14 protein-coding genes are annotated in these 12,367 nt (G+C 73.3%); 7 read left to right on the top strand and 7 right to left on the bottom strand.

Annotation, left to right across the window (positions count from 1 at the left end; genetic code table 11):
• Positions 1-8 precede the first annotated feature (8 nt).
• Positions 9-632 (bottom strand): TetR/AcrR family transcriptional regulator, encoded by a 624-nt coding sequence (locus ABZ693_RS04295; RefSeq protein WP_359873163.1) that lies wholly within the window; start codon positions 630-632, stop codon positions 9-11.
• Positions 633-1,169: 537 nt separating this feature from the next.
• Between ABZ693_RS04295 and ABZ693_RS04290 the strand changes: the two genes are divergently transcribed.
• From ABZ693_RS04290 to lexA, 4 genes are all read left to right on the top strand, one after another.
• Positions 1,170-2,039 (top strand): helix-turn-helix transcriptional regulator, encoded by an 870-nt coding sequence (locus ABZ693_RS04290; RefSeq protein WP_359873161.1) that lies wholly within the window; start codon positions 1,170-1,172, stop codon positions 2,037-2,039.
• Between the two features lie 176 nt (positions 2,040-2,215).
• Positions 2,216-2,836, top strand: coding sequence for an L-threonylcarbamoyladenylate synthase (locus tag ABZ693_RS04285; RefSeq protein WP_359873159.1), 621 nt, complete (start codon positions 2,216-2,218; stop codon positions 2,834-2,836).
• A 120-nt stretch (positions 2,837-2,956) separates the two neighbouring features.
• Positions 2,957-3,439 (top strand): hypothetical protein, encoded by a 483-nt coding sequence (locus ABZ693_RS04280; protein ID WP_359873157.1) that lies wholly within the window; start codon positions 2,957-2,959, stop codon positions 3,437-3,439.
• A 118-nt stretch (positions 3,440-3,557) separates the two neighbouring features.
• A complete protein-coding gene (gene lexA, locus ABZ693_RS04275; protein WP_359873155.1) occupies positions 3,558-4,280 on the top strand; it encodes a transcriptional repressor LexA in 723 nt (240 codons plus the stop codon).
• Positions 4,281-4,419: 139 nt separating this feature from the next.
• Here lexA and ABZ693_RS04270 read toward each other — a convergent pair whose 3' ends face one another.
• The 4 genes from ABZ693_RS04270 to ABZ693_RS04255 form a co-directional block, all read right to left on the bottom strand.
• Complete coding sequence (locus ABZ693_RS04270) at positions 4,420-5,715, bottom strand: cation:proton antiporter (RefSeq protein WP_359873153.1); 1,296 nt, start codon at positions 5,713-5,715, stop codon at positions 4,420-4,422.
• A gap of 3 nt (positions 5,716-5,718) precedes the next feature.
• Positions 5,719-6,204, bottom strand: coding sequence for a cation:proton antiporter regulatory subunit (locus ABZ693_RS04265; RefSeq protein ID WP_359873151.1), 486 nt, complete (start codon positions 6,202-6,204; stop codon positions 5,719-5,721).
• Positions 6,205-6,463: 259 nt separating this feature from the next.
• A complete protein-coding gene (locus tag ABZ693_RS04260) occupies positions 6,464-7,429 on the bottom strand; it encodes a M48 family metalloprotease (protein ID WP_359873149.1) in 966 nt (321 codons plus the stop codon).
• Entirely contained in the window at positions 7,426-7,797 is a 372-nt protein-coding gene (locus ABZ693_RS04255; RefSeq protein WP_359873147.1) for a BlaI/MecI/CopY family transcriptional regulator, read from the bottom strand. The genes ABZ693_RS04260 and ABZ693_RS04255 overlap by 4 nt, the downstream gene beginning before the upstream one ends.
• Positions 7,798-7,941: 144 nt before the next feature.
• Between ABZ693_RS04255 and ABZ693_RS04250 the strand changes: the two genes are divergently transcribed.
• Complete coding sequence (locus tag ABZ693_RS04250; RefSeq protein WP_359873145.1) at positions 7,942-8,622, top strand: DedA family protein; 681 nt, start codon at positions 7,942-7,944, stop codon at positions 8,620-8,622.
• A 76-nt stretch (positions 8,623-8,698) separates the two neighbouring features.
• The gene (locus ABZ693_RS04245; protein ID WP_359873143.1) at positions 8,699-9,391 is read left to right on the top strand and encodes a phosphatase PAP2 family protein; all 693 of its coding nucleotides are present in this window, start codon (positions 8,699-8,701) and stop codon (positions 9,389-9,391) included.
• On the opposite strand, the gene ABZ693_RS04240 is transcribed toward ABZ693_RS04245, so the two are convergent.
• Complete coding sequence (locus tag ABZ693_RS04240) at positions 9,348-9,566, bottom strand: twin-arginine translocase TatA/TatE family subunit (protein ID WP_359873141.1); 219 nt, start codon at positions 9,564-9,566, stop codon at positions 9,348-9,350. The genes ABZ693_RS04245 and ABZ693_RS04240 overlap by 44 nt on opposite strands.
• A 2-nt stretch (positions 9,567-9,568) precedes the next feature.
• Complete coding sequence (locus ABZ693_RS04235; RefSeq protein ID WP_359873139.1) at positions 9,569-10,615, bottom strand: sporulation protein; 1,047 nt, start codon at positions 10,613-10,615, stop codon at positions 9,569-9,571.
• A gap of 297 nt (positions 10,616-10,912) precedes the next feature.
• Between ABZ693_RS04235 and ABZ693_RS04230 the strand changes: the two genes are divergently transcribed.
• A complete protein-coding gene (locus ABZ693_RS04230; protein WP_359873136.1) occupies positions 10,913-12,220 on the top strand; it encodes a YncE family protein in 1,308 nt (435 codons plus the stop codon).
• The last annotated feature ends 147 nt before the right edge of the window (positions 12,221-12,367 follow it).

Here is a 12,367-nt window from a genome sequence, read left to right as displayed (position 1 = left end):
GGCGCGGATCACTCCGCTCGCGCGCCCCGGGCGCCGTCCCGCCGGGTGACCGACACCAGGTAGGAGGCGTACTCGTCGAGGGCGGCGCGGGCGAGCGTGTCGTCGCGGTCGATCAGCCAGGTGAGGGTCAGACCGTCGAGGACCCCGAGCCCGTGCCGGGCCAGGACCGGCAGCGGCACCGTCCACTCGATCCCGGCGAGCCGGGCCATCGCCTCCAGGGACTCGCGCGTGACCTCCGTGTAGTGGGCGTACTGCTTGCGCGCGAGCTCCGCGAGGCCGGGCTGCCGCAACGCGTACTGGGTCAGCTCGTACGTCAGCAGATGCTCGTCCGGGGTCTGCCGGATCCGCTCCCAGTAGGCGTGCAGCGCCGTCCGTACGACCGCGTCGGCGGACGCCCCGTCGGCCGCCGCCGCGGCGACCGCCGGAGCCGAGGCCCGCACCATGATCCGCTCGATCACGCTCTGGAGCAGTTCCTCCTTGGAGCGGAAGCAGTAGTGGAACGCGCCCAGCGGCAGACCGGCCTCCGCGACCACCGCGCGCGTCGTCGCCCGGCCGACGCCGTCGCGGATCATGACCCGGATCGCCGCCTCGATCAGCTCCTCGCGGCGTTCGTCGGCCGAACGTCGGCTCATGCGGGGCTCCCGGGGGTGTCGGCGGTGGGCGGTGCGGCGCCCGCGCGCGGGCTCCGGGCACGCTACCCCACCCGGCCGACGGCCCGGTCCGGCGGACAGCGGGAGATGTCTGGCGGCCCCGGGCAGAGGTGGAGGGAGACTGCCCGGGGCCGATAACCGGCCGACCGACGCCACGGGCGTACGCCGTCGACCGCTCTCACGGCCGGTGTCGAGGACGCGACATCGTGGCGATTGTCGGCACCGGCCGCAGTCACGGGCCCCCGGAGTCCCGGCACGGGCGGGACCGCTGACGGCGCCGCGGCGCCGTACGGTCGCGTCCCGCCGGCACTCCGACGAGGACGGACAAGGCCCGGCGCCCCGGCGCGACGGATCCGTCCGCCCGGTGCGCACACGGCCCAGCCGTGCTGCACTGTGTCCGCCCCGGCGCGCCTTCCGGCTGGTCGGGCCGTCCACACACCCAGCTTGTCCGTCGCCCAGCCCGATATCTACGCGCAGATTTTATGAGGAATAAGAGCGTCAGGATTTAGGCTCGGGGCAGTGTCCACACGCTCCACGGGGGACGACACGACCATGGTCATGAACAAGCCCGCGCTGAAGGCGCTCCTGATGGAACGCCGGGCGCTGATCGAGCCCGAGCAGTACGGGCTCGCCCGCCCGACCGGGCAGGGCCGCCGCGCCCAGGGCCTGTCCCAGCAGCAGGTCGACGAGCTGACGGCGCGGGCGCTGCACACGTACGGGAGGCTGGAGACCGGCCGCTACCCCCACCCGCCGGTCGACTACCTCCGTCAGGTCGCCCGTCTGTTCCGGCTCAACGAGCAGGAGTGGACCAGCCTGTGCCGGTACGCCGGCATCGGCGACCCGCCCGCCCCGCTCAGCACGGTGTCCGGCCTGGAGGTCCCCGGGGTGTGGCAGGAGGTGGTCGACGGCATCGCGCACATGGCGTACCTGACCGACGCGTCCTGGAACCTGCTCGCCTTCAACGAGCCCCTGGCCGCCTTTTTCGCCGGCCGCCGGATCCCGGGGAACATGATGCGGTGGATCCTCCTCGACCCGGACGGGCGGGAGACACTGCTGGACTGGGACACCGCCTGGGCGCCCGCCGTCCTGCCGCAACTGCGGGCCGCGCTCGCCGTACGGCCCGACGACGAGACGCTGCTCCGCATCGCCTGCGAGGCGGCGCGCGATCCCGACCTGAGGCCGCTGTGGGAGGCCGGCGGTGCCGCCGTCCACCCCGACGGCGACGAACGCCCGGTCCGGCACCCGCGGCACGGGCCGGGGTACTTCACCATCTGCGCCGCCCAGCCGATGACCGCGCCCGGCTCCCGGCTGGTGATCCTCATCTTCCGTACGGAGGCCAGGAAGCCCCACGACAGGATCCCCATGCTCCGGGCGCGCGCCGTCCCCTGACGCCGCACCATCGCCGTCTCGCCGGGCGCGGCCGGCGACGACCCGACTGCGGCCTGACCGGCCTGACACGGCCTGAGCACGGCACAGGAGCGGCACACTGCGGCAGGGGAGGGCACGGGAGCGGCACGGGCCAGGTGCGCCGCGGTCCGGCGGGTGCCATCCCGTAGGGTCGGAAGATGGCCAAGTACTTCGACGTGCACCCGATCTCCCCGCAGCCCCGCACCATCGGCACCGTGGTCGACAGCCTCCGCGCCGGCGCCCTCATCGCGTACCCCACCGACTCCTGCTTCGCGCTCGGCTGTCAGATCGGCAACCACGAGGCACTGGAACGGATCCGCACCATCCGGCGCCTCGACGACCGTCACCACTTCACCCTGGTCTGCGAGAACTTCGCCCAGCTGGGCCAGTACGTACGCGTCGACAACGACGTCTTCCGCGCGGTGAAGGCCGCCACCCCCGGCAGCTACACCTTCATCCTCCCGGCGACCCGCGAGGTGCCGCGCCGCCTCCAGCACCCGAAGAAGAAGACCGTCGGCGTCCGGATCCCCGACCACACCGTGACCCTGGCGCTGCTCGCCGCGCTCGGCGAACCGCTCGTGTCCAGCACCCTGCTGCTGCCCGACGAGGACGAGCCGATGACGCAGGGCTGGGAGATCAAGGAGCGGCTCGACCACGTCCTCGACGCCGTCGTGGACTCCGGCGACTGCGGCACCGAGCCGACGACCGTCGTCGACTTCTCCAGCGGCGAGGCGGAGATCGTCCGGCGCGGAGCGGGGGACCCGGCCCGCTTCGAGTGACCGGCGGGGCAAGCGCAGGCAGCGGGGCCGGACGTACCCGTACGGGACAGAAGGGGGGAAATCCCTGATGTGCCCGGGAGAGGGACGCTCGTAGGCTTGCGCGGTGATGGGGGAGGTGGCATGGAGATCACCGTGCAGTGGGTCAGGACGTTCTGGACGAAGGAGTCCCGGGGCGGAGCGGCGGCCGCGCGCAGGAACGCGGTGCCGGCCGGTTTCACCCTGCCCGGGACCCTGTCCGGGGCTTCGCGGGTGGCCCACTACGTCGAGATGTCCGAGCGGGACGGGTTCGCGCCGCGTGCGGGGACGAAGGACCTCGACGAGGTCGGGGTCGGGCTGCGGGACGAGGGCGACCGGCTCCGGGTGCTCGCGCGCGTGGAGCCGCTGTGCGGGGTGCCGCCGCGGCCCCGCAGACCCCCGGCCGTACGGCTGCTCCCGGGACAGTGGGTCCGCTGGCAGCTGAACTACCGGTTCTCCAGTCTCGTGGGCCTGCGCGACTGGCTGTACTGGCTCGACACCTTCAACATCGCGTACGGGGCCCGCGACCAGGACGTCTTCCTCTCCGAACCGACTGTCCTGGTCGACGAGCGGGGGCCGCTCAGATAGGGCCTGTACGGGGGGATTCGGGCCATTCGGGAGCGGTCGTACGCACCCGACCTGCTCCGGAGCCGTCGCGGCGGGTTAGTGTGCCCTGTCGGAGCAGGCGGACGAATGGAGGCCGACCATGAGCAGAAACCGTGCCGGCCGGCCGCCGGGCAGCCGGACCAACGGTGCCGGGCTGACCCAGAGACAGCAGCAGATCCTCGACATCATCCGTTCCCACACCCGGGACCACGGCTTCCCGCCCTCGATGCGGGAGATCGCGGCCGCCGCCGGGCTGCTCAGCACCTCCAGCGTCTCGCACCAGATCCGGGCGCTGGAGAAGAAGGGCTTCCTGCGGCAGGACCCGCAGCGTCCGCGCGCGTACGTGGTCGCCGGGGCCGAGGCCGGGAGCGGAACCCGGCCGGGGGCCGTGCCGCTGGGCGCGGCCCGGGCCGGAGCCGGCGGGCCGGATGCGGACCGGGCGGCGCGTCAGGCCGTGTCCGTGCCGCTGGTCGGCCGGATCGCGGCCGGTGTGCCCATCACCGCCGAGGAGCTGGTGGAGGACACCCTGGTGCTGCCCGCACAGGTCGTCGGCTCCGGGCGGCTGTTCGCGGTGACCGTCGTGGGCGACTCGATGCGCGGCGCGCAGATCGAGGACGGCGACGTGGTGATCGTCCGCGCCCAGGAGACGGCGGACGACGGCGACATCGTGGCGGCGATGCTGGACGGCGAGGCCACCGTGAAGCGCCTCGCGCACCGGGGCCCGCACGCGTGGCTGATGCCGGAGAACCCCCGCTACGAGCCGATCCCCGGCGACGACGCGGTGATCCTCGGCAAGGTCGTCTCGGTGTTCCGCACCCTCTGACCCGGGGGCCGGGCCCGGGGCCGGGGTTCAGGGCGGGAACGGCGAACGGGCGCGGCCGGCGGGCCCTGTGAGGGCCCTGACCGCGCCCGGAAGGCGCTGTGCGTACCGCCGCGCGGGTGTCCCGCGCGCCGCGGATCCGTCAGGAGTGGCGGCTCGTGGCGTCGCCCACCGGGGTGGGCTGGTCCTCGAAGGACTCCCGCGGACCCGGCGTACCCACGGCCGCGCCGGCATCCGCGCCCGTGGCCGCACCCGTCGCCGAGGCGGCGGCGGCCGGCCGGAACCGGCGCGTCAGCAGCGAGGCGACGGGCTCGGTGTAACGGGCGGTCAGCGGACCGATGATGACGAGCAGGAGCACGTACGCCGTGGCGAGCGGGCCCAGGGAGGGCTCGATGCCCGCGCTGACGGCGAGGCCGGCGATGACGATGGAGAACTCTCCGCGCGCCACCAGGGTGCCGCCCGCGCGCCAGCGTCCCTTGACCGAGATACCGGCACGTCGCGCCGCCCAGTAGCCCGTCGCGATCTTCGTACCGGCCGTGACCACGGCGAGCGCGAGGGCCGGGAGCAGCACCGGCGGGATGCTGGACGGGTCGGTGTGCAGGCCGAAGAAGACGAAGAAGACGGCCGCGAACAGGTCCCGCAGGGGGCTGAGCAGGTTGTGGGCGCCCTCCGCGGCCTCGCCGGACAGGGCGATGCCGACCAGGAACGCGCCGACGGCGGCCGACACCTGGAGCTGCTGGGCGACACCCGCGACGAGCAGGGTCAGGCCGAGCACCACGAGGAGCAGCTTCTCCGGGTCGTCGCTGGAGACGAAACGGGATATCAGCCGGCCGTAGCGGACGGCGAGGAAGAGCACCAGGCCCGCGACGCCCAGCGCGATGGCGAGCGTGAGGCTGCCCGCGGCGAGACCGGCGCCGGCCAGCAGGGCGGTGATGATCGGGAGGTAGACCGCCATGGCCAGGTCCTCGAGGACCAGGATGCTCAGCACCACCGGCGTCTCGCGGTTGCCGAGCCGGCCGAGGTCGCCGAGGACCTTGGCGATGACGCCGGAGGAGGAGATCCAGGTGACGCCGGCGAGGACGACGGCCGCGACCGGTCCCCAGCCGAGCAGCAGCGCCATCGCCGCGCCGGGCAGGGCGTTGAGGGCACCGTCGACGAGACCGGCGGGGTACTGGGTCTTGAGATTGCCGACCAGGTCGGAGGCCGTGTACTCCAGACCCAGCATCAGGAGCAGCAGGATGACGCCGATCTCGGCGCCGATGGCCACGAACTCCTCGCTCGCGCCGAGCGGCAGCAGCCCGCCCTCACCGAAGGCGAGACCGGCGAGCAGATAGAGCGGGATGGGGGAGAACTTCAGCCGGCCGGCGAGCCGGCCGAGCAGGCCGAGGCCGAGGATGATGGCACCGAACTCGATGAGGAAGACGGCGGACGAGTGCATGGATCACTCCCTTTCGAGTATCAAGGCGGCGGCGTCGACCCCTTCGCGGGTGCCGATGACGATGAGGGTGTCTCCGCCGGCGAGCCGGAAGTCCGGGCCGGGGGAGGGGATGGCGTCGGCGCGGCGCAGGACGGCCACGATCGACACACCGGTCTCGGTCCGCATCCGGGTGTCCCCGAGGAGGCGGCCGTTCCAGAGGGCGGAAGCGCCGAGCTCGATGCGTTCGGCGACCAGGCCGAGGTCTGTGGTGGAGAGCAGGCTGGGGCTGTGGTGCGAGGGCATCAGCGCGTCGATGAGCGCCTCCGACTCGTTCGGGGTCAGACGTACGGACAAGGAGCATTCGTCGGGATCGTCACGGCTGTACGTGTTGAGGACCCGGGTGCCGTCCCGGCCCGCGACGACCGAGAGGTGGCGGTCCTCACGCGTGGTCAGGTCGTAGCGGACACCGATTCCGGGCAGAGGCGTGCGGCTCATGCGCGTTGCGGGCATGGCTGATCTCCTGGGGGGGCAGGCAGAAGGAGACGTCCCGCGGCACGGGCGTCTTGGCAATTACTTTACCCAGGCAACGAATCGGCAAATTCAGCGGGATAGTGGCCGCAATCCGGGCAATTCGTACACGTTCGAGTCGTCGGGTGTCGGAAGTGTCACGCTCGGCGACGGCCGGCGCGGAGGCGGAAGCCGGCCCGCGGCGCGGTGTCACGTCCAGGAGGGCTACCGGGGTGGCGTCGGGTGGGGCGCCCGGCGAGGCTCAGAGGTCCGCGATGTCCCCTTGGGCCACCTCGACGTCCCGGTGCAGCAAGGTCAGGCCGGCGGTCGCGGAGCCGCCGGAGATCCCGCACAGCAGGGCCATGGCGAGCAGTGCGGGTGCCATCCGGCGGGTCGGGGCGCGGCCCAGCAGGGCCTTCACCCGGGCCGGTACGGGCCCGCCGACGGCGCCCGGCGCGAACGAGGGGCGGTCCGCGCGCTCCTGGGTGGTGGCGAGCGCGGCCCGGCCCACGGCCCGCGCGGTCAGGCCGCGGTCCCCGGCCGCCCGGGCCGCCGCCTCGTCGGCGGTGCGCTCCGCCGCGTACGACACCTGCCGCACCACCCCGGTGAGCGCCGGATGGCACCAGCCGGCGAGCCGGCCGGTGGCCAGGAAGAGGTGGTGGCGGCCGCTCAGGTGCGCCCGCTCGTGCGCGAGCAGCGCCTCGCGCTCCGGCGCGCTCAGCGCGCGCAGCATCCCGGTCGTCACCACGATCCGGTCCGCCCGGCGGCGGGCGCCGGGCAGCGCGTACGCCTCGGCGCGCGGGTCGTCGACGACGCACAGGCCGCCGGCGTGCGGCAGTCCGGCCACGTCCTCGTGCGCGGCGCGGAACCGGCGGGCCTCCGCGATCGCGCGCCGTACGGCGACGGCCGCGGTGACCGCGAGGGCTCCGGCGGCCGGTGCGGCGGCGCCGAGGACCAGGGCGCGCGGTCCGGCGTTCAGGGGGCGGACGAGTTCGGCGAGCTGCGCGAGCGGGGGGACGGCGAGGGCCGGCGGCAGCAGCAGGGCGCCCAGGCAGGCCAGTACCCCGAGGGCGAGGACCGCGGCCGCCGCGGTGACCGTCCACAGGGCGATGTCGGGCCGGATCCGATCCGCCACCCGCCGCGCGAGCGGCGGCAGCCCCCACGGCAGGATCAGCGGGAGCAGGAGGAAGGGAAGGGGCGCCGGGGGCAGCAGCGCCGACACGGTCACAGGGTGTCGTCCTCCAGCAGGCGCCGCAGCTCGGCCTCGTCCTGTGAGTTCAGGCCCTCGACGAAGCGCGCCAGGACCAGGCCGCGGTCGGCGTCCTGGTCGAGCTCGCGGTGCATCCGGCGGGCGGTGAGCCCGTGCGCGTCCTCGACCGGGTGGTACGCGAAACCGCGCCCGGCCGGGCTCCGGTCGATGGCGCCCTTCTCGTACAGCCGGGCCAGCAGCGTCGCCACCGTGGTGCGGGCGAGCGGCTGGGGTATCGAGGTCCGGATCTGGGCCGCCGTCTGCGGGGCGCCGGCGGCCCACAGCGCGGCGAGCACGCTGGCCTCCAGCTCGCCGGAGGGGCGCCGCTCGTTGTCCGTGTCCGCCATGGGAACCTTCGTCTCCGCGTTTTCGTCTACAGTGAAGTAGACCGACTACTGTTCTGTAGACACAGGATACGTGGTCGCCACCTTGTCCTGCCCCGGCCCTGGGCGCACCGCTCCAGCGCCCCGACGAACCGAAGGGCCGAGCCGATGCTCCTGCCGCCCGCCGCCGCGCCCCCGCTCACGCCCCTGGCGGTGAACGTGCTGGACGCGCACTCCCTGCTCGCCACGTTCGGCACGCTGGGCATCGCGGTCGTCCTGTTCGCCGAGACCGGACTCCTCGTCGGCTTCTTCCTGCCGGGGGACTCGCTGCTCTTCACCGCCGGGCTGCTGTGCGCCGGGTCCGCGAGCGCGCCCGGACACCTGTCGCTGCCCTGGGTGCTGCTCGCCGCGGCGACGGGCGCGCTGGCCGGCGCCCAGACCGGCTACCTCCTCGGCCGCCGTGCCGGACCGGCGTTCCTGGCGCGCACGAGATCCCGGAAGATCGCCGAGGGCACCGCGCGGGCCGGCGAGATCCTTCATCGGTACGGCTACGCGAAGGCGATCGTCCTCGCCCGCTTCCTGCCCCTCGTGCGCACCGTCCTCAACCCGCTCGCCGGCGTCCTCGGCGTACCGGCCCGCGCCTTCACCCTGTGGCAGGTGCTCGGCGGTCTGCTCTGGAGCGTCGGCGTGACCCTCGCCGGGTACGCGCTGGGCGCGTCCGTGCCGAACGTCGACCGCTATCTGCTGCCCGTCATCGCCGCCGTGGTCGCGCTCTCGCTGGTCCCCGTGGCCCTGGAAGTGCGCCGCGCCCGCCGGTCACGGCGGGCCGGCGAGGAAGTCCGCCCCTGACCGTGACGGCCTCGACGTCCCCCGTGGCCTTGACGACCCCGACGACCCCGACGACCCCGACGAACCGCTGGAACCGATGAACCTTCCGCACACTCTGTCCTCCGCGGCCGTTCCCGCCGCCGCTCCCCCCGCCGGCTCCCCGGCGGAGGCGACCGGCTACGACGGGGCCGGCATCGACGGCCCCGCCTATCTCGACGTGGTGCACACGGCGCAGGACGCGCCGGGGTGGCTCGACCACGCCGTCAGCCTCTACTCCTCGTACGGGCTCGCGATCTTCGCCGTGTTGATGCTCTACGGCTGGTGGAGCGCCCGCGCGCGGGGCGACCGCGAGCGGGCCGTACGGGCGCTGGCCGCGCCGGTGCTCACCGTTCTGGCGTTCGTGGTGAGCACCGTGGTGAAGTCGGCCGTGCGGGAACTGCGGCCGTGCCACTCGCTGCACGTCGCCACCCTGGAGGCGTGCCCCGCGCCCGACGACTGGTCCTTCCCCAGCAACCACGCCACGATCGCCGCCGCCGCGGCGATCGCGCTGTGGTTCGTCTCCGTCCGGCTCGGCGTGGTCGCGAGCGTCTGCGCGCTCGCGATGGCCGCCTCGCGGGTGTGGGTGGGTGCCCACTACCCGCACGACGTGGCCGTCGGACTCGCCGTCGGCGCCCTGGTCGCGCTGGCGCTCGGCCTGGTGGTCCGGGCCCTCGCGCCGGCACTCGCCGGACGGTTCGGCCCGCTCGTCAGAGCGGGCGGTCCGGCCCGGACTCCGGGGGCGTCGGCTTGACCTCGTAGACGGCGCGGGGTTCCGCCTCCGCGCCGTCCCGCTTCATCGCGCGGGCCTCGCTCTTGAGGATCCGCAGCGAGGTGCCCGCGCTTCGCGCGAGTCCCGGCAGCTTCCGGATGCCGACCAGGACGATGACGACGATCAGCAGGATCGCGAGCTCACTCAATCCGAACACGGTCAGTCCTCCTCGCCGGCGTCGTCGTCCTCGTCGTCACCCTCGAAGAAGTCGCCCACCTCGTCGACGACCTCGGCGGCCACCATGCCGCCGACCACGCCCACCGCGAGACCGGCCGCTCCGGCGGCGATGGCGGTGCCCATGCCGGGACCCGAACCGTGCCCGCCGTCGTGCTTCCGGTGGCCGTCGTGACCCTCGTGCCCGTGGTGGGAGGCATACGGGTCGTGTCCGTGGTGCTGTTCGTACGCGTGGTGCGCCGCGACGGCGTCGTACCCGGCGTGCCGGTCGAGCAGCCGGCCGATCCAGCCGTCCACCTCCGTCGCCCAGTCGGTCCGGCCGGCGTCCTGGTGGCCCACCGTGAACAGCGACAGCGCGTCGTCGCCGTCGGACAGGAAACCGCCGCGCCGGTCGGCCTCCAGGACCACGTCGAGGCCGCCCGGCCCGGCCAGGAACGTCACCTCCAGTTCCTTCATGCGGTGCGCGTACCGCGGCGAGGGGATCAGCTCGATCTCCTGGTAGAAGGGCAGCTGCTGCCCGCTGCCACCGATGTGACCGAGTTCGAGATCGGCGGACTTGAACCCGAACCCGAGCTCCCCGAACGCCTCCAGGACCGCCTCCTGGGCCGGCAGCGGGCGGACCGTGAGCGGATCCAGGTCGCCCTTGTCGCGGGCCCCCGCGATCCCGAGCTCGGTGCGCACGCCCAGCGTGAGACCGAGGCTCTGTCCGTGCAGTTCGGTGATCGGCGTCTCCCAGGGCAGTGGGAAGGAGAACGGCACCGACCGCTCCTCCTCCGCGCCGAGCCGGAAGTGACCCCCGACGACATGCCGGTGGAAGACGACGACGCCCTCCGACTCGCCCTCGGCGTGCTCGGACTCCACCCGGGCGATCAGTTCCAGGGTGATGTGCTCGATCGTGAACTCCGCGCCCCCGCCGCGCAGCAGGACCTGGCCACCGATCTGGCCACCGGGCGTCACCGCGCCGGGATCGAGGACCGTGTCCACGGCGGGACCGCCGACGCCGAGCGAGCCGAGCAGCCTCTTGAACACCATCGTGGCGTCCACTCCTTCGTCACAAGCAGATGCTTCCAGCAGGTACTTCTACGTGACTGTAGAGCATCCGGTGGCCCCGCATGATCGAACAGTGCCGTCCTCCCTCACAGGGCATCAGAACATCAGGTGAACAACGGTGTTGACCGTCGGGCGGGGAGCGAGGGCCGGGCGCGGCGATTCAGCCGTACGGGGGGTGGAACGCGCTCGCTCATGACATCCGGGACGGGGGGTTGTCGGTGTGACAGGTGCATGGTTACCTCGGGTAAGTCCTCGTCCGCCGCCGGAAGAAGGAACCCCATGCCCTCTCCCCGTCCGCCCCGCCGCAGGCCGCGCCGCCTCCCGGGCAGGCTCACCGTCCCATTGGCCGCCGGGCTCTGCCTCCTCACCGCCGTCGGCGGCACCGGAGCCGCCGCCGCACCGGCTCCGGCCGCCGCGACCGGGGCGGCCACGGCCGCCGGCGGGCTGCGCGAGGCCATGTTCGTCGGCAACAACTGGGACGGCACCGCCGACGTCATCGAGTCCCGCGGCGGCTTCCGCCGCATCGCGCGTGTCAACGTGATCCCCGACCGCGAGGAGCGGCTGCGCGAGATCTACCTCGATCCGGTGAAACTGGCCTTCTTCCTCGGCGTGCGCAGCGGCCCGGGGGAGGGGCACGACCAGTTCGTCGACGACATGTACGCCACCCCCGACGGCTCCTCGATGGTCGTCTCCCGCCCCAGCTTCGCCGATGTCGTCTCCCTCGACCTGCGCACCGGCCGGATCAACTGGCGCTTTCCCGTGGCCGGTTACCGTGCCGACCACATGGCCGTGTCGCCCGACGGCGCCCGGGTCGCCGTCTCCGCCTCCACCGCGAACACGGTGCACGTCCTCGACATCGTCACCGGCCGCCAGGTCGGCTCCTTCGCCACCGGCGACAAGCCCCACGAGAACGTCTTCACCGCCGACGGCCTGCTGTGGAACATGTCGATCGGCGAGGTCACCACCGCCCTCGACGCCCCCTGGCTCGACTGGACCAAGGGCGACCGGAAGATCACCGTGGTCGACGCGCGCACCTTCCGTACCGTCCGTGTCATCGACATGCGCGACCGCCTCGACGCCTTCGGCCGCGGAGATCTCTCCGACGCCGTGCGGCCGCTCGTCTTCACCCCCGACGAGAAGAAGCTCTACTTCCAGGTCTCCTTCCTCAACGGCTTCCTGGAGTACGACCTCGCCAGTGACAAGATCACCCGGCTCAAGACCCTCCCCGGCGATCCGGCGACCGACCCGGACCGCACCACCTGGGTCAACGACTCGCGCCACCACGGACTGTCGATCAGCCCCGACGGCGCCAAGCTGTGCGTCGCGGGCACCATGGACGACTACGCGACCATCGTCGACCGCGCCACCCTCCAGGAGGGCCCGCTGGTCCCGGCGAACAAGCCGTACTGGGCGACCGTGAGCGGTGACGGCACGGCCTGCGTGATCTCCGAGAGTGGCGCCGACCGGGTGACCGCGATCGACTTCGCCACCGGCCGGCGCGTGGCCTCCGTGGACGTCGGCGACCACCCCCAGCGGGTCCGCCTCGCCCGCGTCCCCGCCGACTGGACCGGCCCGGTCGCCGGCTGAACCTCTCCGGACCATGCGAAAGCCCCTGGAACGCGCCACCCGTCCAGGGGCTCTCGTGACGACGTCAGGACCCTCTTCATCGGCCCATGGCCAGGCGATACGCGAGGTGTGCCGCTCGCTGTGAGGTGACCGCGCCCGTCCGGGTTC

The organism is Streptomyces laurentii, from assembly GCF_040635425.1.
Taxonomy (GTDB): Bacteria; Actinomycetota; Actinomycetes; order Streptomycetales; family Streptomycetaceae; genus Streptomyces; species Streptomyces laurentii.
This window is presented reverse-complemented; position numbering and strand designations above follow the sequence as displayed.

Excerpts from the sequence above, each read along its gene's own strand:
- ABZ693_RS04295 (WP_359873163.1), bottom strand. The coding sequence starts at position 632 with ATGAGCCGACGTTCGGCCGACGAACGCCGCGAGGAGCTGATCGAGGCG.
- ABZ693_RS04285 (WP_359873159.1), top strand. The coding sequence starts at position 2,216 with ATGGCCAAGTACTTCGACGTGCACCCGATCTCCCCGCAGCCCCGCACC.
- ABZ693_RS04280 (WP_359873157.1), top strand. The coding sequence starts at position 2,957 with ATGGAGATCACCGTGCAGTGGGTCAGGACGTTCTGGACGAAGGAGTCC.
- lexA (WP_359873155.1), top strand. The coding sequence starts at position 3,558 with ATGAGCAGAAACCGTGCCGGCCGGCCGCCGGGCAGCCGGACCAACGGT.
- ABZ693_RS04270 (WP_359873153.1), bottom strand. The coding sequence starts at position 5,715 with ATGCACTCGTCCGCCGTCTTCCTCATCGAGTTCGGTGCCATCATCCTC.
- ABZ693_RS04265 (WP_359873151.1), bottom strand. The coding sequence starts at position 6,204 with ATGCCCGCAACGCGCATGAGCCGCACGCCTCTGCCCGGAATCGGTGTC.
- ABZ693_RS04255 (WP_359873147.1), bottom strand. The coding sequence starts at position 7,797 with ATGGCGGACACGGACAACGAGCGGCGCCCCTCCGGCGAGCTGGAGGCC.
- ABZ693_RS04250 (WP_359873145.1), top strand. The coding sequence starts at position 7,942 with ATGCTCCTGCCGCCCGCCGCCGCGCCCCCGCTCACGCCCCTGGCGGTG.
- ABZ693_RS04245 (WP_359873143.1), top strand. The coding sequence starts at position 8,699 with ATGAACCTTCCGCACACTCTGTCCTCCGCGGCCGTTCCCGCCGCCGCT.
- ABZ693_RS04235 (WP_359873139.1), bottom strand. The coding sequence starts at position 10,615 with ATGGTGTTCAAGAGGCTGCTCGGCTCGCTCGGCGTCGGCGGTCCCGCC.
- ABZ693_RS04230 (WP_359873136.1), top strand. The coding sequence starts at position 10,913 with ATGCCCTCTCCCCGTCCGCCCCGCCGCAGGCCGCGCCGCCTCCCGGGC.